We start from the raw sequence: 24,902 nt of genomic DNA, 5'->3' as shown, positions 1-24,902 counted from the left end.
CCCCCGAGGCGGATGAGCCGGCATGAGCGGTTCGAGGAGGAGCCACTCCTCGTCGGTCAGGTCATGGCGATCTTGCACCATGACCTTGTACCGCACCACAACGAAGATCTACAAAACGGCTCCTAGTGCGTCAAGCATTCAGCGGCAACCGTGTCGCCACCACATCCCGGCCCCTTCGAGCCATCCGACCACGACACGCGCGGATCGCTTGGGATAGTCCACCGAGCCCTCCACAAGCCACTCTGCTCGCCGAACCACTCGCCGCCATGACCGGTTGCGCCCCCCTCGACCGACACGAACCAAGGAGCGCCAAGAACTTAGAGATCTACAATCATGCCATCATCTTTACTATGTAGATCATGAAGTTGAGTCTGAAGCGCGGACCGGCATCGCCCGGTTCGCTGCCGGACACACACTCCAAGACACCACCGCACGCACGTGGATGTCGTGGAGGGCTGACGGAGGGGCGTCTTGACCGAACCGGGACGTAGGGCTGGGGGTGGTCAGGGGCGTACGGCGTGGTGATGGGGTCGGCGGTTCAGGGCATGTGGCGAGCGGATAGTCAGGCTGTTCGGGATGTGGGAAGGGACGATGCTCAGGCGCACCCTTCGGTGGAGACCGGAACGGTCGCGTGCCTTCCCGCCTTCGCGGCCACCGTGAGCTGCCGGGCGGTCAACGCGTACCCCTTGCCCTCCTGATCCGTATCCGCGGCAAAGACCATGCCGAGAACCCGTTCGTCGCGGGAGACGAGAGGAGCCCCCGACATACCCCGCCGCACACGTGGCCCCCGGAAGGGGTAGCTGTCGAACTCGACGAGCTGATCGTCGTAGATCCCCCGAGACTTGGCGGGCACTCGATCACCCACGGTGGCGGGCTGGGCCGACGGGGTCGTGCTGCCCTCCTCGTATCCGATCATCGTCGCCGACGCCTCGCGCTTCACCTGCAGAGGAAGGGAAGGCGAGGGGAGGCCCCTGACCCACAGCACCGCGATGTCCGTCAGTGGATCGAAGTCCACCACCTCGGCGTCGAAGTCGCCCATCGGCGAGCGAAACCTTAAGGGGCCGATCCGCTCCGGCCACGATGCTCGCCGTCGACATCACCCGCTCTCGGGCGTAGACGAAGCCGGTTCCCGCGACATCCCGGTCGCAGGCGCGCGCGGTTCCGGTGACGCGCACGACGCTGCGGACCGCCTCTCCGGTGTACGGACGGGCGCTCCCCCCGGAAGGTGCGGAGCTCTCTCCGGGAGCCGCGGCGCTCTTCTGGGCAGCGTGCGGCTGCCGGGGTGCGGCGCATCCCGTGGCGATGGCTGCGCACATGACGGCGTACATGACGGCGAGCGGTCCAGCGACGAACGCTCGCGTCGGCACTGGGAGCATGAAGATCAGAATAAGGGCTTGCCGGCCACCGAAACCGATCTCAGCGGCGGGGCCGGCGACAGTCGAGCAGGCATCAAGCTGCGCGAGATCGTCCGGTGCCAAGAAAAGCGGCTCCGTGACGATCCGGGACGGGACATGACGTCTGATCCTGCGGTCCAACCACGGTCCAGGAAGCGAAAGGCCGAATCCCCGATCTCGGGGTCCGGCCTCTGAACTGCGGAAATATGGTGGGCGATACTGGGATCGAACCAGTGACCTCTTCGGTGTGAACGAAGCGCTCTCCCGCTGAGCTAATCGCCCGGGATGATCGGCCCCTTGCGGCGCCGACGGGGAAAACCATACCGCACTCGAAGGGGTCCTGGCGAAGCGAACGAACCTCCCCCGGGCCGCGATCCCCACAGCGGCACCGCCTCCGGGCGCTTCGGCCGCCGCTCCCCGCCCCCCGAGGGCTCCCCCGCGACCTCCGCCCCCCGAGGGCTCCCCCGCGACCTCCGGCCCCCGGAGCACTTCCCGCGGCGTCCTTCGGCCCCGGAGCGCTGCCGCCGCCACGTTCTGCCCCTCCGGCCGGCTCCCCACCTGTCCCGGCCATACACCGAAACGTTCCCGGCCGGACCGCCGGAGGCCGCCGGGTTGTCATAGCATCGTGATGCCCCAGACTCGACGCATACGCCCCAAGCTAAGATCATTTGTACCGTGCAAGACTTCGCCACGACAGCCGGAATGACACGCAAAACCGCCGCCAACATGCGCACGTTAGCGATGTTTGGCCAGGTAGATGCTCAAATGTCTACCTGTGAGATGCGTTACAGAAGGCCCAGGAAGCGGAATCTCTCCTACGGGTTTCTTCGTTCGCGTACATAGCTTCGCGGGCGAGAGCAAGTCCGTGAGAGCAGTTGCAAGCCCCTGTGAGGGGACCCGACACGAAAGGTTTGGCTGACGATGAACAGCACCACCGTCACTGCCGAGCTGGGCCTTCGGCTTGTGGTCCCCGACCGTACTACCGTGCCCCTGCTCGCTGGGCTCAGTTACACGGCCGAGGACCCGTACGCCATACGCATGGCATTCCACGTGGGGAACGACGAACCGGTCGAGTGGATCTTCGCCCGCGAACTACTGACCGTCGGCATCGTCCGGCGCGTGGGAGAGGGCGACGTCCAGGTGTGGCCCGCCCGCTCCGACGGCGAGCGCACCCTGAACATCAGTCTCACCTCCCCGTTCGGACAGGCCCTGTTCGAAGTGCCCCTGGCCCCGCTGACGCAGTTCTTGCACCGCACTTTCGAGCTCGTCCCCGCCGGCCGTGAGACCGACTTCATGGACCTCGACGAAGAGCTCAGCAACATGCTGTGGAGCTCCTGATCCGACCGGTCCCGATCGACCGGCGCTGAAACCAGTGTTAGTGATCACCCCCGGGACCGGCCCCTGAGCGGCCGGTGTCCCGACCCCGGACGCCCTGAGCGGGTGTCCTAACCGGCGAGCATCCGCCGCATCCGGCCGATCTCGGCCCGTTGCCCCGAGACGATGTCACGGGCCATCTCCCGCATGAGCCGGTCCGTCCCGTCGCGCAGCTCCTCCCCCGCCATCCGCACCGCGCCCTCGTGATGCCTGATCATCAACCGCAGGAACAGGGTGTCGAAGGCCGCGCCCCGCGCCTCGCGCAGGTGGTTCATCTCCTCCAGCGTGGCCATGCCGTACGCGCCCTGGCGAGCGTGATCGTGTACGGCGGGGGCGGGACGGCCGAGGGAGGCCAGCCACGACGTCATCGTCGCGATCTCGGGCCCCTGACCCCCGGCGATCCGCCGAGCCAGCGCGGCCACCTCGCCTCCCGCTCCCCTGCCGTCGGCCAGGCCGGTCATCTCCAGCGCCTGCCGATGGTGGGGGATCATTGCGTCCGCGAAGCGCACGTCGGCGGCCGTGGTCCGCGCGTCCGACTCGCCGATCCGCTCCCCGGGCGTCGCCGTACGGGCGTGCCCTCCGGGGCCGCCAGGGACGACGACAGGCGCGCCGGTTCCTGCGACGAAGGGGTCCCGCCGGGCGGCGGGGGTGTCCGCGGCGCAGCCCGCCACTCCCCCGACCAGAACTGCCAGCACAACTGTTACAAAAGTGCCACCCGCGCTGCTTCTGCCCGACATAACGTCCATAGTGGGGCAGTCTCCAAGATCCAGGGGGAACAGTGAAGCGTGCGGGGCTGATGGCGTGCCTGGCGATGGCGCTGTGCGCCGCGGCCTGCTCCTCCGGCTCCGACCCGTCCGGGGCCGCGCCGTCGTCCGAGGCGGCCCGCGCATCGAGCGGCGCGTCCGGCGTCGCCAAGCGCGCCAGCGCCGATCTCGGCGTCGACGAGGTCCTGCACAGCGACAACATCACGCTGCTCGCGAACGTCCCCCTTGAGGGGCCCTTCGACGGCCCGCATTCCTGGAATACCGATCTGGCCTTCCAGGGCGACTACGCCTTCGCCGGGAACTACGACGGGTTCACCGTCCACGACATCTCCGACCCGGCGCACCCGAAGGCGGTCACCCGGGTGCTGTGCCCGGGCGGGCAGAACGACGTCTCCGTCTCCGGCGACCTGCTCATCGTGTCCGTGGACCACCCGCGGGCCGACGACCGCTGCGAGAGCGACCCCAAGGACCCCGCGACGAAGTCGGGCTGGGAGGGCCTCCGGATCTTCGATATCTCGGACAAGGCCAAACCCGAGTACGTGGCCGCGGTGGCGACCGAGTGCGGCTCGCACACCAACGTGATCGTGCCCGGATCGGACCCGGACACCGTCTACGTCTACGCCTCGGCGCCCGGACCCGACCCGGAGGCGCCGAACTGCCCGGCGCCGCACGACGGCATCTCGATCGTCGAGGTGCCGGTGCGGAATCCCAAAGCGGCCAAGGTCGTCGCCACCCCCGCGCTGTTCAAGGAGCGTCATGACGGCGGAGACTACGGAGGCTGCCACGACATCACGGTCTATCCGGCGAAGAAGTTGGCCGCCGCCGCGTGCTACGGCGACGGCTACCTGCTCGACATCTCCGACCCGGTCCGCCCCCGGGTCCTCTCGACCGTGACGGACCGGGAAAACTTCTCACTCTGGCACTCCGCCACCTTCAACAACGACGGGACCAAGGTCGTCTTCGGCGACGAGCTGGGCGGCGGCATGGTCGCGACGTGCGGCTCCTCGGGCAATGACACCAAGGGCGCGAACGCCGTCTACGAGATCACGCCCTCGCATAAGCTCGTACGGCACGGCTACTTCAAGATCCCCCGGGTCCAGGGCCCGGAGGAGAACTGCGTGGTCCACAACGGCGCGCTGATCCCCGTGCCGGGCCGGGACATCATGGTCCAGGCGTGGTACCAGGGCGGCGTCTCCGTCTGGGACTTCACCGACTCCGACTGCCCGGTGGAGATCGCCTTCTTCGAGCGCGGCCCGCTGCGGCCGGACCTGCGCATCGGAGGGTCGTGGTCGGCGTACTACTACAACGGCCACATCTACTCGAGCGACATCACGAAGGGTCTGGACGTCCTGCGGATCGACGACCCGCGCACGGACCCCGCCAAGAGCGTGACCGTGCAGGAGTTCAACGCCCAGACCCAGTACGCGTACGGAGGCTGACCGGTCACGGGTCCACGTCGGCCGCGGACCGCTCGGCGAACGCCTTCATCGCCGCGAGCGTGACGGGACCGGGCGCCTGGGGCAGCTCCGTGTCGTCGACCAGCCGGATCGGCTGGATGTCCCGCGTCGTGGACGTGAGGAACGCCTCGTCCGCCTGGTAGAGGGCGGACATCGGGACGTCCTCCTCGACGCCGCCGCACCATTCGAGGACCAGCGCCCTCGTCACCCCGGCCAGGCAGCCGGACGCCAGCGTCGGCGTCACCAGGCGGCCGCCCGTCACGATGAAGATGTTGCTGCCGGTGCCCTCGCAGAGGTTGCCCGCCAGGTTCTCGAAGATCGCCTCCGCGCCGCCGCGTTCCTTGGCGTACGCGAGGGCCTTGGCGTTGTCGCCGTAGGAGGTGCTCTTGACGCCGGCGAGCGCGCCGCGCTCGTTGCGCGGCCAGGGCACCACGGTGACCGCCGCCGTCTCGGGGAACGGCTTCTGCTCCGCGACGATGACGATCGCGTTGGTCCCCTCGGAACCGCGGTCGGAGCCGAGGGGCCCGGGCCCGCTGGTGTAGGTGATCCTGATCCGGCCCAGCGGCCACTTGGGCGCGGCGGCGAGGCACTGCCGCACGCCGTCGGCGATGGCGCCCAGGTCGGGCTCAGGCAGGTCCATCCGCTTGGCCGAGAGCGCGAGCCGGTCCAGGTGCCGGGTGAGCGCGAACGCCTCTCCCCGCACGAACTTGATCGTCTCGAAGACGCCGTCACCGACCATCAGCCCGTGATCGAAGACCGAGACGGTGGCCTTCTCCGGGTCCAGCAATTCACCGTTGACCCACACGGGTACAGCCATCGAGATCTCCATCCCTGCTCGTGTTAGTTCCGCGACGCGAGTCCGATGAGCCGGGACGCCTTCAACTCGGTTTCGCGCCACTCCCGCGTGGGGTCGGAACCCCACGTGATGCCCGCCCCGGTGCCGAAACGGATCATGCCCTGCTCCACCCAGAAGGTGCGGATGCCGACCGCCAGCGCGGCTTCCCGCCGATCGGCGTCGACCCAGCCCACTGCCCCACAGTACGGCCCGCGCGGCTGTGGTTCGAGTCGATTGATGATCTGCAAGGCCGTGTATTTCGGCGCTCCCGTCACCGATCCCGGCGGGAAGGTCGCGGCGAGCAGCTCCGGCCACCCCATGCCCTCCGCGAGCCGTGCCCGTACGGTCGAGACGAGGTGGACGAGCCCCGGGTGCTCCTCGACCTCGCAGAGCGCGGGCACCGACACCGAGCCGACCTCGGCGACCCGGCCGAGGTCGTTCCGCACGAGGTCGACGATCATCACGTTCTCGGCGTGGTCCTTGTCGAGCATGTCGGCCGCGGTGACCCCGGTGCCCTTGATCGGCCGGGACTCGACCACGTCGCCGGCGCGCGAGAGGTACAGCTCGGGCGACGCCGACACGACCGTCAGCCCGGGCACGTTGATCAGCGCCGCGTACGGCGCCGGATTGCCCTTCGCGAGCCGTACGGCGAGGGCCGCCGGATCGGCGTCGCCCGGCAGCGGAGCCGACAGCACCCGGCAGAGGTTGGCCTGGTAGACGTCGCCGCGCTCGATGTGGTCCCTGATCGCCCGCACACCCGCCTCGTACGCCCGCTGGTCGAGCGAACTCGCCCACGCCTCGGGAGCCGGGCCCGGCCATGGCGCGCGCGGCCGGGGCAGCGGCGCGGGCCGCACGTCGCCGAAGCGCGCGCAGGTGACCTTGCCCTCATAGGTCACGACGACGGCCCACCATCCGGTCCCGTCGAGAGCGGCCAGATCGGTGGTCACATCGCGCAGTCCGGTGGCCAGGAGACCACCTACGTGGGCGAAAGCGTCGTGCACCGGTCCATTCTCACCCTTTCCCGCCTGTGCTTTCGCACATCCCTTCTCGTACGCGGCCGGATCGGGCCTGGTCCTGGAGCCGCCGCAGGAACGCCAGCGCGGCGGGGAGCGGCGCCGTGGACGGCAGCGCGGCGTACACCGCCCGGCGCGGCGCGAACTCGCCGAGCGGGCGCAGCACGAGGTCGGTCCGGCCGCGGACGCCCTCCGCCGCCATGGCGGGGACCAGGGTGACGCCGAGCCCGGCGGCGACGTATCCGAACTTGCCCGTCCACTCGGCCACCCGGAAGCCGGTCCTCGGCGTGAATCCGGCCCGCGCGCACGAGGTGGCGAGCATCGTCGAGTGCCCGCGCGGAGGCGCCTCGATCCAGTTCTCGTCCTTCAGGTCGCGCAGTTGGACCACCGGGTTCCCCGCCAGCGGGTGACCGCTCGGCAGCGCGACGAGGAATTCGTCCTCCATGAGCGGGGTGAGCGTGCTCTCCGGTCCCGTCTCGAGCGCCGACGGGTAGTCGCTGACCACGGCGACGTCGATGGAGCCGTACGCGAGGCGTTCCATGAGGCGGCCGCTCGGCCCCTCGACGATGGCGGTCTCCACGCCCGGACTGCCCTCCATGAACGCGCGGAGCGCGCCGGGCACGAGGGAGGCGTTGGCCGTCGCGAAGGCCCCGACGCGGAGCCTCCCTCCGGTGCCCCGGTGGATGGCCGACAGCTCCTCAGCCGCCGATTCCAGGCGCTCCAGGACATCCAGGGCGTGCCGGTGGAGGGCGTGCCCCGCTGGCGTGAGCCGTACGCCGCGGGGCAGCCGCTCGAACAGCGGGCCCCCAGCAGCGGTCTCCAGGGACGCGATGCGCCGCGAGACGGCGGACTGCGTGTAGTTCAGCTCGGCCGCGGCCGCCGTGAACGACCCGGTGCGGGCGACGGCGTCGAGCAGCCTGAGCGCGTCGGTTCCGAACACGACCACCCCACTCCATGAGTTGAACGCATGGCTCACATGCAATCTAGTCGCTGGTGGAATGGGTCGCCTCCGGCCTACAGTCCCGAGACGTGATCGCTTTTCTCGGATTGGGGCACATGGGTGCCCCCATGGCCCGGCGCCTCGTGGACGCCGGGCACAAGGTGACCGTCTGGAACCGCACCCCGAAGGATCTGCCGGGCGCCACGGTGGCGGCCACCCCGGCGGAGGCCGTCGCCGACGCGGATCTGGTCATCACGATGCTGGCCGACCCCGACGCCGTCGCGACCGTCGTACGGGCCGCGCTGCCCGGGTTGCGTCCCGGGGCGGTCGTCGTCGAGATGTCCACGATCGGCCCCGACGCCGTCGCCCGCCTCAGGCAGCTGCTGCCCTCCGGGACTGGGCTGGTCGACGCGCCCGTCCTCGGCAGTGTCGCACCCGCGAGGGAGGGCGAGCTGGTCGTCCTGGCCGGGGGCTCCCCCGAAGATCTGGCCCGCTGCCGTGACGTGCTCGCCGTCTTCGGCACGGTTCGCGAGGTGGGCCGTGCCGGCGCCGGCGCGGCGCTCAAGCTGGCCGTCATGAGCGCGCTCGTCCCGGCCCAGGTGATGCTCGCGGAGAACCTGGCGTACGCGGAGCGGATGGGTGTGGACCGCGCGATCTTCCTGGACGTGCTGGCCGGAACCCCGCTCGGCGCGCTCACCCGGCGGTTGCGGCCCGCGATCGACGAGGGGCCCGCCGAGACCCGGTACGCGCTGGGCCTGGCGGCGAAGGACCTGCGGCTCGCTACCGGCGGCGCCGGCGCGGACCAGACGGTGGCCGCGGCGGCGCGTGACCTGCTCGACGAGGCGGCGGCCGCGGGGCTCGGCTCCGAGGACCTCACCGCGGTCATCCGGTGGGCGACTGGTCGGCGGAGTGAGCCGCGGAGCGGGAAGGTCGCCGAACGGATCAATCCGGCCACCGTCCCCGCGACCAACGGGTGGTACTCCCACGCGGTGCGCTTCGGAGACCTGCTGTTCGTGTCCGGGCAGGTCGCGCTGGACGCGGACGGGCGGATCGTCGGCCAGGACGACATGGCCCGCCAGTCGGAGTACATCTTCGAGAACCTGGGCCGGATCCTTGCGGACCAGGGCAGCTCGTTCGGCGACGTGATCCACGTCAAGACGTTCGTCACCGACATGGACCGGCTGGCCGACTACGGGCATGTCCGGGCGCGGTACGTCACCGGCGAACCGCCGTCGAGCACCACGGTCGAGGTGTCCCGCCTCTTCCATCCCGACGCGCTACTCGAGGTCGAGGTGATCGCGGCGATCACCTGACCGACCCCCTCGGCCCACACTCCGCGACCAGTTGTTACCGTACGTAGTTGCGGCGAACGCCGCGAACTCCGAGCACGCTCACACGTACCGCGCGGCCGGGCGAAACCAGGAAGCAGGGGCAGGGGGCAGGGAGCCGAGATGGAACTCGTACCGGGAAACTCGCTGATCACGGCGACGCCGGAGGACGGCCGGGCGCTGGCCGTGCTGATGGCGCGCCACACGGTGCGCGCCATCCAGCCGGACGTCGACGTGCTCAGGCACGCGCGCCCGGATTACGCCGAGAGCGTCGACGGTCTCACCTCGGCGGCGCAGGTCGTCGCGATTGAGTTCGCCACGATCGCCGCGGCCAACAACTACTGGCGCTGACGACCCCTCGGCCGCCTCGGCGCATCGGGTGGCTCAGGCCAGCGGGCCCGTGACGGACTCGGCGGCGGAGACCACCGCCCCTTCGGCGACGAGCCGGACCACCGCCTCGATCTCGGGCGCCAGGAACCGGTCCGGTCCGGGACCGGCGACCGACTCCCTGATCACCCCGGTCACGGCCCCCGTCGCGGGCGCCGGCGCGTACGGCGCGCGCAGGTCGATGGCCCGGGCGGCGGTGAGCAGTTCGACGGCGAGTACCCGCGTCAGGCCGTCGACCGCCCGGCGCAGCTTGCGTCCGGCGGACCAGCCCATCGAGACGTGGTCCTCCTGCATCGCGGAGCTGGGGATCGAGTCGACGCTGGCGGGGTTGGCCAGGCGCTTGAGCTCGGAGACGATGGCGGCCTGCGTGTACTGGGCGATCATGTGCCCGGAGTCCACACCGGGGTCGTCGGCGAGGAACGCCGGCAGCCCGTGGCTGCGGGCGACGTCCAGCATGCGGTCGGTCCGCCGCTCGGCCATCGACGCCACGTCGGCGACCGCGATGGCCAGGAAGTCCAGCACGTACGCCACGGGAGCGCCGTGGAAGTTGCCGTTCGACTCGACCCGCCCGTCGGCGAGCACCACGGGGTTGTCGATCGCGCTGGCGAGCTCGCGCCCGGCGACGACGGCGGCGTGGGCGACGGTGTCCCTGGCCGCGCCGGCGACCTGGGGCGCGCAGCGCAGCGAGTAGGCGTCCTGAACGCGGGTGCACGAGCCGTCCCGGTGCGAGGCCATGATCCCCGAGCCGGAGAGCAGGGCCCGCATGTTGGCCGCCGCGGCGGCCTGGCCCGGGTGGGGCCGCAGGGCCTGGAGCGCCGCGTCGAAGACCCGGTCGGTGCCGAGCAGCGCCTCGACGCTCATCGCGGCGCTGATGTCGGCCGTCCGCAGCAGCCGCTCCAGGTCGTGGAGGGCGAGCACGAGCATGCCCAGCATGCCGTCGGTGCCGTTGATGAGGGCGAGTCCCTCCTTGGCCGCCAGCTCCACCGGCTCGATGCCGTACTCCTTGAGCGCCTCGTCGGCGGGCCGGACGCGGCCCTCGCGGTCGCGGACGACCCCCTCACCCATGATCGTCAGGGCGACGTGGGAGAGCGGCGCGAGGTCGCCGGAGCAGCCCAGGCTGCCGTACTCGTGGACCACGGGCGTGATCCCGGCGTTGAGGAGGCTCTCCAGGACCCTGGCGGTCGCGGGGCGCACGCCGGTGTGACCGGTGGCGAGGGTGCTCAGCCGCAGGAGCATCATGGCCCGGGTGACCTCGGTCTCCACCTCCGGGCCCGATCCGGCGGCGTGTGAGCGGACCAGGCTCCGCTGGAGCCGGCCGCGCAGGGACGGGTCGATGTGCCGGGTGGCGAGGGCGCCGAACCCGGTGGAGACGCCGTAGGCGGGGGTGTCCCCCTCCGCGAGTTCCTCGATCCTGCCGCGTGAGGCGGCCATCTCCGCGATCGCGTCGTCTCCGAGCCGTACGGCTGTGCCGTACCTGGCCACGCTGATCACGTCGTCGAAGGCCAGCGGCGCCGGCCCGATCTCCACGACCTCGTTGTCGCGCATGGTTCCACTCTTCCAGCACTTGGTAACTAGCGTCTGCAATGTTAGCTGCTTACATGACACAGGTCTTCCGCTTGATTTGGGGAGTGGGCGCGGATTCGCTAGAGTTCTCTGCGTGAGGCCGCCTCGGAGGCGGAAATCACGCGGAAGTGGCTCAGTGGTAGAGCATCACCTTGCCAAGGTGAGGGTCGCGGGTTCGAATCCCGTCTTCCGCTCGGAGCGTTACGTGGTGGAGTGGCCGAGAGGCGAGGCAGCGGCCTGCAAAGCCGCGTACACGGGTTCAAATCCCGTCTCCACCTCTGGCCCCACGCCAAGGACGATTAGCTCAGCGGGAGAGCGCTTCCCTGACACGGAAGAGGTCACTGGTTCAATCCCAGTATCGTCCACACATGAGATCCCAGGCCCACGGCCTGGGATTTTCTGTTTTCTCGATCTTCTTTTCCCCTGTTTCGTGATTCCCGGCCGCAGGGCCCCGCATCTCGTACAGGTGCCGTAGCCCGCGGAACACCGCGGGCTCGCTCGCATCCGGCCCCCTACCCGCCAGGGAGGCGGGCCCGATCGAGTTCCTCCCGCAGAGCCCGCTTGGGCTTATGCGCGGCCCGCAGCCCGACCAAGTACGCCCGGAAGTCCTCGCTCCGCCCGCATCTATCGGACAGAGCCTCGGACTCGGCCAGCAGTTCGGCCGCCTGCTGATAGGAGGACCGGTTCTTCTCCTCGATCAAACGTTCGGCGGCCCGCCGCAGAACCGGCAGTGCGTCGGCCGGATGCGTCGTCGCTCGCGCCCGGGCCACCCGCAGCCACAGATCCTGATGGCAGCCGCCACGCTGAGCGGCCTGCCAGGCACCGTCGGCGTCCCCCTCCCACATCAGGATCTCCACCAGGACCGAGTGCCCGGCGCTCTGGAGATACCGGACGCCCACGTGGTGCTCGACCATGGCGGGCTGGACACCCAGCAGGGTCAGCGCCCGCTCCCGCCAGGCGGGAAAGTCCTCTGCCGCCGCCGCGCGCAACGCCTGATAGTCCGCCAGCGACGGGTTCTCCTCGAAATTGGCCCATCGCAACCGGACGGCCTCCTCTCTGCGGCCGAGGCGTAGCAGGCACTCCGCGCCAAGGTCGCGCAGCTGGTCGCCGCCGTCGAAGTCGTCCAGGCCACGTTGGATCCACGCCAGCGCCTCCTCGTCCCGGCCGTCGCCGGCCAGCTTGTGCGCGATTCGCAGCACGTCATAGCCGGAGGTGACATCCCGCGCCAGGACCTCGATCAGCGCATCGGTGCCACCCTCGCATTCGGCCAGCCGCTCCATCAGATAGGTGACGGCGAACCGTCCGTCGCCGTACACGCCGGGCCGCCTGGGCGGCAGCGCCCGCCAGGCCGCCTCCACCCGCTCCCGGTAACGGGCCATCCCTGATTCGCCGAGGACCTCGGCGTAGCCGGGCAGCGCGTCGAGGAACACCTCGTAGTCGCTGGACAGGGCGCGGTCCACCAACCGGTCCGCAAGCGCGACCGGATCGGGGCGCCCCGCCGTACAGGCGTCGAGATGGATCCGCTGGGCCGTAGCGAGCGCGCCGCCCACCTCGCCGTTGGAGTCGTCGACATAGCCGGCGGACGCCTCGATCAGCTCCATCGCGTACTCGGTCAGCTCGATGGCCGTGTCCGTGAATCCCTCGACGATCAGTTCCGTCACCCCGTGCAACACGTCCTCCACGCGGTTGAAGTGGGAGTACGCCTCACCGTAGGACACGTAGTCGTCGATCTCGATCGCGTCCTCCAGCCGTTCTCGCAGGTCCCGATCGTCGAACGCATATCGGACATCGGCACCCGCCGCAACCTCCAGACGCGCCCGCAGCAGAGGATCGGCCTCCGCCGCGCGCAGCAGCTCAGCGGCCAGCCAACCCGGGTCCCGCCTCTCAAGAAAGCCGCGAAGCGCCTCATCGGTGATCTTCTCTGGCGCGTCCGGCGGCGTGTCGATCACGTGCCCCTTCCCCAACCAGGCCAGCCCGGTCGCGACACAGTGCTTGCAGAACATGCCGTCCGCTCCATATGGACAGCTGCACTCCCCATCCAGCCCGGCGGCCGTAACGCGCAGCCGCACCCGGTAGGTCCGGGTGCCGTCCACTGTCGCGGTCACGGCCACCCCGTCGGCGGCCAGTCTGCGCACCCGCCCCTGAGCGAAGTACGCCTGACCGCGTTCGAAGGAACGCCCGTCCGCCCAGCGCCTGATCAAATCCTCAGTCACCACAACTCGTGCCATGCCGGGCATCCTGCCGGGTTTCCCCGGGCGCGCAAGCCGTTCCGAGGGATCCCTACGGCGAATGCGCGTTCCGCGTCAGCCGCCACTTCGCACGCCGCTCCATCCTGGAGCGATGCGGGCGAACCTCCTCGTGATCTACACCACCCGGCGTGAGGAATGCCGCGACTTCTACGCCTCGCTGGGGATGGACTTCCAGGCCGAGCAGCACGGGAACGGGCCAGAGCACTACGCGGCGGTCCTCCCGGACGGGATGGTCTTCGAGATCTATCCCGCCGCCGCAGGTGCGACCGGCACGTTCCGGATCGGATTCGCCGTGGAGAGCCTGCCCGGATATGGCGCCGGGCGACATGTGCTCCACGATCCCGACGGCCGCGCGGTAGAGCTGCACGTCGAACGCTGAGCCTTGCTCAATCCGGCCCAGCGACACCGCAGTCGGGCAGAGCTAGCGCCGACCACAGCTCTGCACGGATGTGTCTCCACGACGCGGGGCCGTCATCCCGCGCCGGCGACATACCGCTTTTGACGCGCTCCCCAGCCTGAAGGCTGGAGATTCAGCCCGTGCCGCTTCATGCGGCACCTCTGCGGCTTCCTGCTTCATCGGGCTGTGCCACCCGGTGGGGTGGTCTTACCTGCCCTCCACCGGGACGGCACGCGCCGTCCCGCCCACGAGTGTGGGAGGCGTTTAACCTCTCCGCCCGTCCGGCGGCCAGGATGTTCTTCGCCGCGTTCACGTCCCGGTCGTGGGCCGCCCCGCACGGGCAGATCCACGACCGGACGGAAAGCGGCATGGACTCGGCGAGCGCTCCGCATTCGGAGCACAGCTTGGAGGAGGGGAACCACCGGTCGATCCGGTGGAAGGTCCGCCCGTACAAGCGGGCCTTGTACTCCAGCATGCCGATGAAGGATGACCAGCCCGCGTCGTGCACGCTCTTGGCCAGCCTGGTGCGCGCCAGTCCCACGACGGCCAGGTCTTCCACGATCACCGTTTGGTTCTCACGGATGATTCTTGTGGATTCCTGGTGGTGGAACTCGCGGCGCGCGTCGGCGACCTTGGCGTGCTGGCGGGCAACCGCCGTACGGGCTTTGGCCCGGTTCGCCGAGCCCTTGGCCTTGCGGGACAGCGCCCGCTGGAGTCGCTTGAGTTTCTTCTCGGCTCGGCGCAGGAAACGGGGTGAGTCGATCTTCCGCCCGTTCGACAGAACTGCGAAGTGCCCCAACCCGAGGTCGATGCCGGTCTCAGCGCCGATCGGCGGGAGGGGTTGTTCGGCGACCTCGACGACGAATGAGGCGAAGTACCGCCCGGCTGCGTCCTTGACCACCGTGACCGAGGATGGGTCGGCGGGCAGGGTGCGCGACCAGCGGACCTCCACATCGCCGATCTTCGGCAGGCGCAGTCTCCCGCCCGCAGTGATGGAGAACCGGGCGTTGCGGGTGAAGCGGATCGCCTGCCGGTTGTCCTTACGGGACCGGAGGCGGGGCGGGGCGACCTTACGCCCCTTCCGCGTGCCCGCCAGGGAGGCGAAGAAGTTGCGGTAGGCGGTGTTCAGGTCGGCGAGCGCCTGCTGCAACACCACGGCGGAGACCTCGCCCAGCCAGGAGCGTTCCGGCGTCTTCTTCGCCTCGGCGATGACCTGCTTGGACAACTCCCCGTCCGAGATGTACGGCAGCCCGGCCGCGTGGGCGTCCCGGCGTGCGCGCAGCCCGTCGTTGTACACCACCCGAGCGCACCCGAACGCCCGAGTCAGCGCTTCACGCTGGACGGGAGTCGGGTACAGGCGGACGTTGTACCGGAGCTGCACACCGTGATCCTACTCTTGGTTTATGGCCGAGCGTGGAGATATCAGAACAGGCAGGCATTGCGTTTTCGGCCTGCACGCCCACTTGGTTTTCCTCACCAAGTTCCGGCATCCGGTGTTCGGAACGCATGGAGCAGATCATGCGGGACGTGTGCGCCGACTTCGAGTGCGAGCTGGCCGAGTTCAACGGCGAGGCCAATCACGTGCATCTGCGGGTGAACTTCCCGCCCAAGGTCGCCCTGTCCAGGCTCGTCAACTCACTCAAAGGCGTGTCCTCCCGGCGGATGCGCACCGAGTTTCCCGACCTGGCCCGCCACTACTACCGGGCGAACAAGCTGTTTGACGGGCGTGGTCAGGCGTGGGCGACGGTGAGCATGTGGCCGGCGATACCGAGCAGCGTGGGCTCTCCCTCTGACCGCCTGGCCACGTCGAGCAGCAGCCCTCTGCGCTCTGGGTCGTCCAGCCACTCATCGACCTCGGCGTACAGGCTGAAAACGCCCTCCAGGGCGTACCTCCGGGCGTCCGGCAGCCCGGCGTCGGCGAACTCTGCGGTGATCTCGTCAGGGTCGTGGAAGTAGGCGGTGGTGAAGCCCGTCCGCTCGTCGCCGCGGAGCAGCCCGTCACGCGCCGAATCGTCCGCCACGCGGCGAACCGGCTCCTCGGTGTAACGGCCCAGCCTGATCATGTCGTGCACGGCAGCCCATCTGCTGATGGTGGCCGCCGCGACCACACCGCCCGGCCGTACGACCCGGCGGGCCTCGGCCAGGGCGCGCACCCGGTCGGCCCGATCCGTGAGGTGGTACAGCGGGCCGAGCAGCAGGACGGCGTCGACCGAGCCGTCGGCGGCCTCCAACGCCCGCGCGTCCCCCACCCGGGCCACGACTCCGGGCAGCGCGGCCGCCTGCTCCACGTGCATCGGCACCGGGTCGACCACCTCGACCCGGTAGCCGTCGGCGGCCAGCCATTCCGCGTGCACGCCGCTGGCCCCGCCCACGTCGAGGACGCGGGCCGGAGCGGGCGGCAGGACCCGGCGCAGCACGTCCTGTGTGCGCCAGAACTCCAGCCGTCCCCGGCCGGAGCGCAGCCGCCCGTCCTCTCTCCCCCGCAGGTAGTAGTCCAGGATCTCCGGCGCCAGCTCCGACCGCTCTGTCATGTCCGTGAGAATGCCGGTCAGCCGGAACCGGGATCAACCGGATTTCTCGCCGGCACCGCGCTGGCCGGGTAGCGGGTGGATCCGGTACGTTCCCGGACATGCCCCCGGAGACCCATGCCACGTTGTACGGCACGGCCGTGACGTTGCGACCGGCCACGGACGCCGACGTGCCGGCGCTGGTCGCAATCCGGTCCACCCCGGAGGTGTACCGGTGGTGGCGCGGCGGCGAGGATCTGGCGGCGGAGGTGGCCGGCGACCTGAACGACCCGGACACCGCCGTCCTCGCGATCGTGTACGAGGGACACATGGTCGGCCAGATCCAGTGGTCGGCTGAGGACGAGCCCGACTACCGCCACGCGAGCATCGACATCTATCTCGACCCGGCGGCGCACGGCCGCGGTCTCGGCACCGACGCGGTGCGGACGCTCGCCCGGCACCTGATCGCCGACCACGGGCACCACCGGCTGACCATCGACCCCGCCGCCGACAACGCCGCCGCCATCCGCTGCTACGGCAAGGTGGGCTTTCGACCGGTCGGTGTCATGCGGAACTACGAGCGCGGCCCCGACGGCACGTGGCACGACGGTCTCCTCATGGACCTGCTCGCCGAGGAACTGATCGACGGTCCCGCCGCCCCCTGAGCGGTCCTGTCGCCTCCCTTGAGCCGGCCTCGCCGTCCTCTCACGGCGGCCGGCTGACACCGCGCCGACCCGCTGACACAACACGTCGGCCCGGGGTGAGACCCCGGGCCGACGTGTGAACGGCTCAGGCGCCGAGCAGCTTGCGCACCCGGTCGGCGCCGACCGCGAGCAGCAGCGTCGGCAGCCGCGGGCCGGTGTCCCGCCCGACGAGCAGCCGGTACAGCAGGGCGAAGAAGGCGCGCTGCGCGGCCTTCAGCTCCGGCGTCGGCTTCGCGTCGGCCGCGAGGCCCGCCTGGATCTTGGGCACGCTGTAGACGAGGGTGGTCAGCAGATCCAGCGACCAGTGCTCGTCGAGGCCGTCCAGCAGCAGCCGCAGCGACTCCCGCTCGGCGTCGCCGAGGGACTCGAGCAGCTCCGTGTCGGGCTCGTCCCGCACACGGGTGCGCTGGTCGGCCGGCACCTGGGTGTTGATCCAGTGGGCCGCCCGGTCGAGCCGGGGCCTGACCTCGTCCAGGGAGGCGATCGGGTCGGCGGGGTCGAGATCCCGCAGGATGCGCAGGGTCTGCTCGCCGTCCCCGGCCGAGACGTCGACCACGGAGGCCAGCGTGCGGTACGGCACCGGCCTCGGCGTGGCGGCCAGCGGGCCGGTGGCAGTGCCGGTCGCCCGGGCGTGCGCGGCGACGTCGGCGGGCAGCGCCGTGCCGTCCGCGACCTTGCGCTCCAGCGCGTCCCACTCGTCGTAGAGGCGCTGGATCTCCTGGTCGAAGGCGATCTTGAAGGACTGGTTGGGCTTGCGCCGGGCGTACAGCCAGCGCAGCAGCGGGGCCTCCATGATCTCCAGGGCGTCGGCGGGCGTCGGCACGCCGCCCTTGGAGCTGCTCATCTTGGCCATGCCGCTGATGCCCACGAAGGCGTACATGGGGCCGATCGGCTGCTCTCCGCCGAAAACGTCCCTGACGATCTGACCGCCGACGACGAACGAGGAGCCCGGCGAGGAGTGGTCCACACCGGAGGGCTCGAAGACGACCCCCTCGTACTTCCAGCGCATCGGCCAGTCGACCTTCCACACCAGCTTGCCCCGGTCGTGCTCGGAGAGGCGTACGACCTCGGAGAAGCCGCAGACGCAGGTGTAGGCCAGCTCGGTGGTCGCGTCGTCGTAGGACGTGACCGTGGTCAGGTCACGCTCGCAGGCCGAGCAGTACGGCTTGTACGGGAAGTAGCCGGCGGCGGCTGTGCCGTCGTCCTCGCTCGCCGCGCCCGACCCCTCGGCGGCGGCGGCCTCGGCCTCGTCCACCGGGGCCTGCTTGGGCGCCTGGGACGCGCCCTTGTCCTTCGTCCGGTACTTGTCGAGGATGGCGTCGATCCGCTCCCGCTCGCGCATCGCGAAGAGGATCTGCTCGCGGTAGACGCCCGACGTGTACTGCTCGGTCTGGCTGATCCCGTGGAACTCGACGCCCATGTCGGCGAGCGCGGCGATCATCGGCGCCTTGAAGTGCTCGGCCCAGTTGGCGTACAGGCTGCCGTGCGGCGCGGGCACGGAGGTCAGCGGCTTGCCGATGTGCTCCGCCCACGCGGGGTCGATGCCGGCCGGCACCTTGCGGAACCGGTCGTAGTCGTCCCAGGAGATGATGTGCACGCACTCGTATCCGCGGCGGCGGATCTCGTCGGCGACGAGATGCGGGGTCATGACCTCGCGCAGGTTCCCGAGGTGGATGGGGCCGGACGGGCTGAGGCCGGACGCGCAGACGATGACTTTCCCGGGCGCGCGACGCTCCGCCTCGGCGATGACCTCGTCCGCGAAACGGGAGACCCAGTCGGTCTCGGAACTTCCAGCCACGATCGACGCACCCTTTCTTTGAAGCCTGTCATCCATTCTCCCGGATGCCCGGGGCTCCCTGGTCCCTCAGAGACGCGACCGGAGGCATTCCCCGCACGAAATCTCCCACAAATCCTCGAATGGATTCGTTCACGGGACGTGGCGGGGTCGACGGCCGCGCGGTCGGCCACCTCGATCACCTCCCTCCGCCAGTGCCCGGCGCCGTACGTCGTGCGGCTCGGGTAGAGCCGCCCGGCCGCCCTCGCGCCGCCCTCGACGCTTGATCGCTTCGACCGTCTCCCCAGGTCACGGCGGGAAAGCGCGGACGGCGGCGGGGACACGAGGTCCCGCGACGGCGCCATGCGATGAGCAAGACTGGAACCATGCGCACAGCAGACATCGGAGTGACGGGGCTGGCCACCATGGGCCGCAACCTCGCCAGGAACTTCGCCCGCCACGGCCACGTGGTCGCGGTCCACAACCGGACCGAGGGCCGCACCAAGCAGCTCATGGAGGAGCACGGGCACGAGGGCGCCTTCGTTCCGTCCTCCTCGGTCGAGGAGTTCGTCTCCTCCCTCCAGCGGCCGCGCAAGGCGATCATCATGGTCAAGGCCGGCCCCGCCACCGACGCCGTGGTCGAGGAGCTCGCCGCGTACATGGAGCCGGGCGACATGATCATCGACGGCGGCAACGCGCACTTCGAGGACACCCGCCGCAGGGAGGCCGCCCTCCGGGAACGCGGGTTGCACTTCGTCGGGTCCGGCATCTCCGGCGGCGAGGAGGGCGCCCTCAACGGGCCGAGCATCATGCCGGGCGGCGCCGCCGAGGCGTACGAGACGCTCGGGCCGCTGCTCGAGGACATCGCGGCGAAGGTGGACGGCACCCCCTGCTGCGTGCATGTCGGGCCGGACGGTGCCGGGCATTTCGTCAAGATGGTGCACAACGGCATCGAGTACGCCGACATGCAGCTCATCGCCGAGTCCTACGACCTGCTGCGGCAGGCACTCGGACTGTCCCCGAGCGAGATCGCCGACGTCTTCCGCGAGTGGAACAGGGGCGACCTGGAGTCCTACCTCATCGAGATCACCGCGGAGGTGCTCGGCCACACCGACGTCGCGACCGGCCGGCCGTTCGTGGACATCGTGGTCGATCAGGCGGAACAGAAGGGCACCGGCCGCTGGACCGTGCAGAGCGCCCTCGAACTCGGCGTGCCCGTCACCGGCATCGCCGAGGCGGTGTTCGCACGCTCGTTGTCCGGCCATCCCGGGCAGCGCGCCGCCACCCGCTCCCTCGCCGGCCCGGAAGGCACCGCCGCCCACGCGGAGTTCGTCGACGACGTACGGCACGCGCTCTACGCCTCGAAGATCGTCGCGTACGCGCAGGGGTTCGACCAGATCACCGCCGCGAGCGAGGAGTACGGCTGGAACGTGGACCGGGGCGCGATGGCCACGATCTGGCGGGGCGGCTGCATCATCAGGGCCAAGTTCCTCGACCGGATCCGCATCGCCTACGAGGCCGAACCGTCCCTGCCGACCCTGCTGGCGGACCCGGCGTTCGCCGCCGCGCTGTCCGACGCCCAGGATTCCTGGCGGCGGGTCGTCGCCACGGCGGCGACGATCGGCGTTCCCACGCCCGGCTTCTCCTCCGCGCTCGCGTACTACGACGCGCTGCGCCGGGACCGGCTGCCTGCCGCGCTCGTGCAGGGCCTGCGCGACTTCTTCGGCGCGCACACCTATCACCGGGTCGACCGGGAGGGCGCGTTCCACACCGACTGGTCCGGCGACCGGCGGGAACGGCCCGCCTGAGCCGGACGCCGCTCGCGGAACGCGGTACGGCTCGCACCCCTGCGCGGGGGCGCGAGCCGTACGGGAGGTCAGCCGGGACGTCGAGTCGCTTGGGCTATTTCGCTTGCCCCGGCATGTCGGTCACTCGAAGGCGGGCACCGGCGGTGCGGCCTTCTCCCCCGGCTCCCCCGGCTCCCCGGACCCTCCTGGCTTGCCAGGCCCTCCGGGAGCGGTGGGGCCGCTGCGGAGGGGGACCTCCTTCACGAAGATCGCGAAGACCGGGACGAGCACGGCGAACAGGACGGACCATCCGAAGACCCCGCTGATGGAGTCGGCGAGCGCGCCCAGGATGCCGTCCTTCATCTGCGGGGGAAGCTGGGCGAGCTGGGCGGGGTTCATCCGGCCGCCGCTGGACGCCACCTTGTCGGCCATCTCGGGGCCGAGCTTGGCGGTGAGCTGGTTGGTCAACTGGTTGTTGAAGACGGCGCCGAACAGCGAGATGCCGAACGAGCCGCCGATCGAGCGGAAGAACGTGGAGGCGCTGCTCGCGACGCCGAGGTCCTTCTGCTCGACGCTGTTCTGCGCGATGAGCATGGTGGTCTGCATCAGGAAGCCCATGCCGAGGCCGAGGACCGCGATGTACACGCCGGTCGTCAGCGTGCTGGTCTTCGCGTCCTGCAGGGAGAGCAGCAAGGTGCCGATGGCCATGACCACACCGCCGACGACCGGATAGATCTTGTACTTGCCGGTCTTGGTGATGGCGCGGCCGACGAACAGCGACACGACCATCGACGCGGCCATCATCGGCAGCAGGAGCAGGCCCGAGTTGGTGGCGGTGGCGCCCTGCACGGTCTGCTGGAACAGCGGCAGGAAGCTGATCGCGCCGAACATCGCGAACCCGAGCAGGAACCCGAGCGCCGAGATCAGGCTGAAGTTGCGGTTGGCGAACACGTGCAGCGGCATGATCGGCTCCACCGCGCGCTTCTCGATCGGCAGGAAGAGCACCAGTGAGACCACGGCCACGGCGGCGAGGCCGAGGATCTGCCAGGAACCCCATGGATAGCCGTGCGCCTGCCCGCCCCACGAGGTGACCAGCACGATCGCGGTGATGCCGATAGTGAGGACGCCCGCGCCCAGCCAGTCGATGCGGTGCTCGGTGCGGTGCTTCGGCAGGTGCAGCTTGAGGATCAGCCAGATCAGCGCGATGCCGCCGAGGGGCAGGTTCACGTAGAAGGCCCAGCGCCAGTTCAGGTGATCGGTGATGAAACCGCCGACCAGCGGACCCGCGATCATGGCCAGCGACATGATCGCGGCCATGATGCCCTGGTACTGCCCGCGCTCGCGGGGCGGCACGAGGTCACCGATGATCGCCATCGCGTTCACCATGAGACCGCCGGCGCCGAGGCCCTGGACGGCACGGAAGGCGATGAGCTCGATCATGCCGTCGGCCGTGCCGCCGAAGAGCGACGAGCCCGCCATACCGCACAGCGCGGATCCCACCAGGAAGATGACGATCGACGCGAGGAAGATGGTCTTGCGACCGTAGAGGTCACCCAGCTTTCCCCAGATGGGCGTCGAGACCGTCGTCCCGAGGACGTACGCCGTGGTCACCCAGGTGAAGTACTCCAGGCCGTTCAGCTCACCGACGATGCGCGGCATGGCCGTACCGACGATCATGTTGTCGAGCATCGCCAGCATGATCGCGAGCATGAGCCCCGGCAGCACCACCATGACTTCTTTCGAGCGCCCTGGCGGTGCGGCGGTTTCTGTCATTGATGTCCCCCTCGAGATGCAACTTACTTGCCGACCGGCAAGCGGCAGGGGGATAAGCTAAGCTCCTTGCTTGCCGGCCGTCAAGTTGAATAAAGGGGTAAAGCAAGGCAATGGGTGCACAGACCGACACGCGGAGTCGGATCCAGGAGGTCGCGCTTCAGCTCTTCACCGAGAACGGGTACGAGGCGACATCCCTGCGGGAGATCGCCGAAGCGCTCAACGTCACCAAAGCCGCCCTTTACTACCACTTCAAAACCAAAGACGACATCGTCGCGAGCCTCACCGAGGACCGGGTGAAGTCGCTGGACGCGCTGGTCGCCTGGGCCAAGGAGCAGCCGCACACCGCCGAGACGCGCCGGGAGCTCATCCGCCGCTACTCCCACGACATGACCCACGGCCGCGACCACCAGGTCATGCGCTTCCTCGAACGCAACCAGACCGCGTTGCAGGGGCACGGCAAGGTCGGGATGATGCGCGAGCGGATGACCGCCCTCCTCGGCGTGCTCTGCGGATCGGACGACCCGATCGACGTCAAGCTGCGCCGGGCCATGGCGATCTTCTCGATGCACGCGGTCTGGTTCGTGCTGCGCGACGAGAAGGCGACCGACGAGGAGCGGACGGAGGCCGCGCTGGAGGTCGCCCTGGAATTGATCGACTCGGCGGAAGGTTGCACCGCACGAGAGGGAAGGTGACTCACCATGCTTTTCGGCGCGGAACACGTCAAGCGTTACGTCGAGACGGGCGGTGCGGAAGGCCACGACTGGCAGGGCACGACGGTCGCGATCCTCACGACGACCGGCCGCAAGTCGGGGCTGAAGCGCAGCACTCCGCTCATCTACCAGAAGTACGGCGACGCCTACCTGGTGGTGGCGTCCAAGGGCGGGGCCGACGAGCCTCCGCTCTGGTACCGGAACCTGCAGGCCGACCCCGAAGTGGAGTTCCAGGTCAAGGGAGACAGGTTCGCCGCCGTCGCGCGTACGGCGACGCCCGAGGAGAAGCCGGACATGTGGCGGGCCATGACCGCCACCTGGCCCGCCTACGACGAGTACCAGCAGAAGACCGAACGGGAGATCCCGGTGGTCGTGATCGAACGCGCCTGACCGATGGCCGGGCGGCGGGCCGGACTCCCGGCCCGCCGCCGGCCTCACCACGGGCCGCCCCGGATGACGGCACGACCGCTCGGACGACGACAGCAACGCCCGAAACCTTGGCCGGACGGCGGCGGCGTCGGCAGCGGTGCCGGTGGCGATCGGCCGCGCTCGGGGATATCTTTCGGCTGCAGCATCCGGCGGACGGGGAGGTTCGTTGAGCGACGGCCGCACCGCGGAAATCATGATCGCCGAGGCCCGGAAGGCGTTCTGGGTCATGGTCGGCTTTCTCGGCCTCATCTGGGTCATCCAGGTCGTGAACTGGGCCGCCGGCTACAGCCTCAGTTACAGCTACGGGGTCAGGTCCTGGCAGCTGGACGGACTGCCCGGCATCATCACCGCCCCGTTCCTGCACTGGAGCTGGGGCCACATCGAGAGCAACTCCGGCCCCCTGTTCATCTTCGGGTTCCTCGCGGCGTACCGCGGAGTGAAGAAGTTCCTCGGGGTGACCGCCCTGATCGCGGTCGCGAGCGGGCTCGGCGCGTGGTTCACCGCCGCTCCCTCCACCGTCGGCGCCGGGGCGAGCGGGCTGGTGTTCGGCTACTTCGGATACGTCCTGGTACGCGGGGCGTTCGACCGGCACCTGATCGACATCGTGATCGGCGTGGTCATGGGACTCTGCTTCGCCTACCAGTTCACCGGGCTCCTGCCGGCCGAGGGGATCGGCTGGCAGGCGCACCTGTTCGGGTTCGTGGGCGGCATCGCCGGCGGCTATCTCTTCCGGGACCGCCGGCCCGCCGTCTCCCCCGGCCGGGGCGACGCCGCGCCCGGGTCCGCGGGAGACTCCCGATCGGCCCTGCTCAAGGAGATCGAGGACCTCGGCCTGTGAGGCCCCGGGTCCCGTGACGGGGCCCGGGGCGCGGCACGGTCATGCGACCCGACCGAGCAGGGTCGGGCGATAACGGTCGAGCAGTACCGCCGAGCGGCCTGGTCAGGCGGCTGACGGGAGCCTGCGGAGGATCTCCTGGAGCATCTCGCCGTGCGACCTCAGGATCACCTCGACCCCGTCGAGACGCTGCTCGACCTTGGCCAGCCGGTCCTCGACGTTCATCAGCCGGTTCTCGACGTTCGTCAGCCGGTTCTCGACGTTCGTGAGCCGCTCGTCGAAGCGGTCCATGCGCTCCTCGAGCCGGACCATGCGCTGTTCGAGTCGATCCATGCGCTCGTCGAGTCGATCCATGCGTCCTTCGAGCCGATCCATGCGCTGTTCGAGCTTGCCGACGCGCCGGCCGAGCGCGTCGAACCGCTCGTTCATCTCGGTGCGCAGTTCCTTGATCTCGATCTGTACGACGCTGACGCATTCCGCGGTGGCCTCGTAACGCCGCTGCGCCAGCCCGGCGAAGTGGCTCACGGTCTTCACCTGCCCTTCGAGCACGGTCACCCGCCTGTCCAAGCCCTCAATGGTCACGGTCAACGTACCAATTCCTTTCAGGTGGCCTGTGATGGAACAGTCGCCGACAGTAACCGAACGGCGATGGGTGCCCGCGTGCCGAAAGGCGTGCAGGTTA

General features: G+C 69.7%; 22 protein-coding genes, 4 tRNA genes and 1 pseudogene. 14 read left to right on the top strand and 13 right to left on the bottom strand.

What is annotated here, in order from left to right; genetic code table 11:
- Nucleotides 1-595: 595 nt before the first annotated feature.
- Both QSK17_RS28465 and QSK17_RS28460 read right to left on the bottom strand, forming a co-directional pair.
- A complete protein-coding gene (locus QSK17_RS28465; RefSeq protein WP_285708488.1) occupies nt 596-1,039 on the bottom strand; it encodes a S1 family peptidase in 444 nt (147 codons plus the stop codon).
- Nucleotides 1,040-1,601: 562 nt separating this feature from the next.
- Nucleotides 1,602-1,676 (bottom strand) — tRNA-Val (locus tag QSK17_RS28460).
- 639 nt (nt 1,677-2,315) lie between these two features.
- On the opposite strand from QSK17_RS28460, the gene QSK17_RS28455 reads away from it, so the two are divergent.
- Nucleotides 2,316-2,732: an SsgA family sporulation/cell division regulator gene (locus QSK17_RS28455; RefSeq protein WP_066943720.1), complete on the top strand. Its 417-nt coding sequence runs from the start codon at nt 2,316-2,318 to the stop codon at nt 2,730-2,732.
- A 107-nt stretch (nt 2,733-2,839) separates the two neighbouring features.
- On the opposite strand, the gene QSK17_RS28450 is transcribed toward QSK17_RS28455, so the two are convergent.
- Entirely contained in the window at nt 2,840-3,463 is a 624-nt protein-coding gene (locus tag QSK17_RS28450) for a DUF305 domain-containing protein (RefSeq protein WP_285708487.1), read from the bottom strand.
- Nucleotides 3,464-3,546: 83 nt separating this feature from the next.
- Here QSK17_RS28450 and QSK17_RS28445 point away from each other — a divergent pair, with 83 nt between their 5' ends.
- Nucleotides 3,547-4,971 carry an LVIVD repeat-containing protein gene (locus QSK17_RS28445; protein ID WP_285708486.1) on the top strand — a complete coding sequence of 475 codons (1,425 nt, stop codon included), beginning with the start codon at nt 3,547-3,549 and terminating at the stop codon, nt 4,969-4,971.
- A 4-nt stretch (nt 4,972-4,975) separates the two neighbouring features.
- On the opposite strand, the gene QSK17_RS28440 is transcribed toward QSK17_RS28445, so the two are convergent.
- The 3 genes from QSK17_RS28440 to QSK17_RS28430 are packed head-to-tail and all read right to left on the bottom strand — an operon-like array spanning nt 4,976 to nt 7,777.
- Nucleotides 4,976-5,806: an aminotransferase class IV gene (locus tag QSK17_RS28440; protein ID WP_285708485.1), complete on the bottom strand. Its 831-nt coding sequence runs from the start codon at nt 5,804-5,806 to the stop codon at nt 4,976-4,978.
- 23 nt (nt 5,807-5,829) lie between these two features.
- Nucleotides 5,830-6,825, bottom strand: a complete 996-nt coding sequence (locus tag QSK17_RS28435) for an anthranilate synthase component I family protein (RefSeq protein WP_285708484.1) — start codon at nt 6,823-6,825, stop codon at nt 5,830-5,832.
- A gap of 10 nt (nt 6,826-6,835) precedes the next feature.
- Nucleotides 6,836-7,777 carry a LysR family transcriptional regulator gene (locus QSK17_RS28430; RefSeq protein WP_285708482.1) on the bottom strand — a complete coding sequence of 314 codons (942 nt, stop codon included), beginning with the start codon at nt 7,775-7,777 and terminating at the stop codon, nt 6,836-6,838.
- Between the two features lie 89 nt (nt 7,778-7,866).
- On the opposite strand from QSK17_RS28430, the gene QSK17_RS28425 reads away from it, so the two are divergent.
- Together QSK17_RS28425 and QSK17_RS28420 are read left to right on the top strand one after the other, a co-directional pair.
- Complete coding sequence (locus QSK17_RS28425) at nt 7,867-9,090, top strand: NAD(P)-binding domain-containing protein (RefSeq protein ID WP_285708481.1); 1,224 nt, start codon at nt 7,867-7,869, stop codon at nt 9,088-9,090.
- Nucleotides 9,091-9,228: 138 nt separating this feature from the next.
- Entirely contained in the window at nt 9,229-9,456 is a 228-nt protein-coding gene (locus QSK17_RS28420; protein WP_285708480.1) for a hexameric tyrosine-coordinated heme protein, read from the top strand.
- A gap of 33 nt (nt 9,457-9,489) precedes the next feature.
- Here the strand turns inward: QSK17_RS28420 and hutH are convergent, their stop codons facing one another.
- Entirely contained in the window at nt 9,490-11,037 is a 1,548-nt protein-coding gene (hutH, locus tag QSK17_RS28415; RefSeq protein WP_285708479.1) for a histidine ammonia-lyase, read from the bottom strand.
- 140 nt (nt 11,038-11,177) lie between these two features.
- Between hutH and QSK17_RS28410 the strand changes: the two genes are divergently transcribed.
- From QSK17_RS28410 to QSK17_RS28400, 3 genes are all read left to right on the top strand, one after another.
- Nucleotides 11,178-11,249 (top strand) — tRNA-Gly (locus QSK17_RS28410).
- Nucleotides 11,250-11,262: 13 nt separating this feature from the next.
- Nucleotides 11,263-11,333: transfer RNA gene (locus QSK17_RS28405), tRNA-Cys, on the top strand.
- A gap of 15 nt (nt 11,334-11,348) precedes the next feature.
- Nucleotides 11,349-11,420 (top strand) — tRNA-Val (locus QSK17_RS28400).
- Nucleotides 11,421-11,567: 147 nt separating this feature from the next.
- Here QSK17_RS28400 and QSK17_RS28395 read toward each other — a convergent pair.
- Nucleotides 11,568-13,268 (bottom strand): SWIM zinc finger family protein, encoded by a 1,701-nt coding sequence (locus tag QSK17_RS28395; RefSeq protein ID WP_285708477.1) that lies wholly within the window; start codon nt 13,266-13,268, stop codon nt 11,568-11,570.
- Between the two features lie 127 nt (nt 13,269-13,395).
- Between QSK17_RS28395 and QSK17_RS28390 the strand changes: the two genes are divergently transcribed.
- Entirely contained in the window at nt 13,396-13,683 is a 288-nt protein-coding gene (locus QSK17_RS28390) for a VOC family protein (protein WP_285708475.1), read from the top strand.
- A 166-nt stretch (nt 13,684-13,849) separates the two neighbouring features.
- On the opposite strand, the gene QSK17_RS28385 is transcribed toward QSK17_RS28390, so the two are convergent.
- Nucleotides 13,850-15,082, bottom strand: a complete 1,233-nt coding sequence (locus tag QSK17_RS28385; RefSeq protein ID WP_285708473.1) for an RNA-guided endonuclease InsQ/TnpB family protein — start codon at nt 15,080-15,082, stop codon at nt 13,850-13,852.
- A gap of 22 nt (nt 15,083-15,104) precedes the next feature.
- Here QSK17_RS28385 and tnpA point away from each other — a divergent pair.
- A pseudogene (tnpA, locus tag QSK17_RS28380) lies at nt 15,105-15,384 on the top strand (IS200/IS605 family transposase); the annotation flags it as partial.
- A gap of 47 nt (nt 15,385-15,431) precedes the next feature.
- On the opposite strand, the gene QSK17_RS28375 reads toward tnpA, so the two are convergent.
- Nucleotides 15,432-16,232: a class I SAM-dependent methyltransferase gene (locus QSK17_RS28375; protein WP_285708472.1), complete on the bottom strand. Its 801-nt coding sequence runs from the start codon at nt 16,230-16,232 to the stop codon at nt 15,432-15,434.
- A 98-nt stretch (nt 16,233-16,330) separates the two neighbouring features.
- On the opposite strand from QSK17_RS28375, the gene QSK17_RS28370 reads away from it, so the two are divergent.
- Complete coding sequence (locus tag QSK17_RS28370) at nt 16,331-16,873, top strand: GNAT family N-acetyltransferase (RefSeq protein ID WP_285708470.1); 543 nt, start codon at nt 16,331-16,333, stop codon at nt 16,871-16,873.
- Nucleotides 16,874-16,997: 124 nt separating this feature from the next.
- Here the strand turns inward: QSK17_RS28370 and lysS are convergent, their stop codons facing one another.
- Nucleotides 16,998-18,710: a lysine--tRNA ligase gene (gene lysS / locus QSK17_RS28365; protein ID WP_285708468.1), complete on the bottom strand. Its 1,713-nt coding sequence runs from the start codon at nt 18,708-18,710 to the stop codon at nt 16,998-17,000.
- 362 nt (nt 18,711-19,072) lie between these two features.
- Between lysS and gnd the strand changes: the two genes are divergently transcribed.
- The gene (gnd, locus tag QSK17_RS28360; RefSeq protein WP_285708467.1) at nt 19,073-20,494 is read left to right on the top strand and encodes an NADP-dependent phosphogluconate dehydrogenase; all 1,422 of its coding nucleotides are present in this window, start codon (nt 19,073-19,075) and stop codon (nt 20,492-20,494) included.
- A 120-nt stretch (nt 20,495-20,614) separates the two neighbouring features.
- Here gnd and QSK17_RS28355 read toward each other — a convergent pair whose 3' ends face one another.
- The gene (locus tag QSK17_RS28355) at nt 20,615-22,246 is read right to left on the bottom strand and encodes an MDR family MFS transporter (RefSeq protein WP_285708466.1); all 1,632 of its coding nucleotides are present in this window, start codon (nt 22,244-22,246) and stop codon (nt 20,615-20,617) included.
- A gap of 110 nt (nt 22,247-22,356) precedes the next feature.
- Between QSK17_RS28355 and QSK17_RS28350 the strand changes: the two genes are divergently transcribed.
- The 3 genes from QSK17_RS28350 to QSK17_RS28340 all read left to right on the top strand — a co-directional run bounded on the left by QSK17_RS28350 (nt 22,357) and on the right by QSK17_RS28340 (nt 24,223).
- A complete protein-coding gene (locus QSK17_RS28350; protein ID WP_285708465.1) occupies nt 22,357-22,938 on the top strand; it encodes a TetR/AcrR family transcriptional regulator in 582 nt (193 codons plus the stop codon).
- Nucleotides 22,939-22,944: 6 nt separating this feature from the next.
- Nucleotides 22,945-23,346, top strand: a complete 402-nt coding sequence (locus QSK17_RS28345) for a nitroreductase family deazaflavin-dependent oxidoreductase (RefSeq protein WP_285708463.1) — start codon at nt 22,945-22,947, stop codon at nt 23,344-23,346.
- A gap of 205 nt (nt 23,347-23,551) precedes the next feature.
- Entirely contained in the window at nt 23,552-24,223 is a 672-nt protein-coding gene (locus tag QSK17_RS28340; protein WP_285708462.1) for a rhomboid family intramembrane serine protease, read from the top strand.
- A 102-nt stretch (nt 24,224-24,325) separates the two neighbouring features.
- Here QSK17_RS28340 and QSK17_RS28335 read toward each other — a convergent pair whose 3' ends face one another.
- Complete coding sequence (locus QSK17_RS28335) at nt 24,326-24,808, bottom strand: hypothetical protein (RefSeq protein WP_285708461.1); 483 nt, start codon at nt 24,806-24,808, stop codon at nt 24,326-24,328.
- Nucleotides 24,809-24,902 lie beyond the last annotated feature (94 nt).

It is taken from the genome of Microtetraspora sp. NBRC 16547 (assembly GCF_030268965.1).
Lineage (GTDB): Bacteria > Actinomycetota > Actinomycetes > Streptosporangiales > Streptosporangiaceae > Microtetraspora.
Note: the sequence above shows the minus strand (reverse complement) of the source record. Positions and strands in the feature narration are given on the sequence as shown.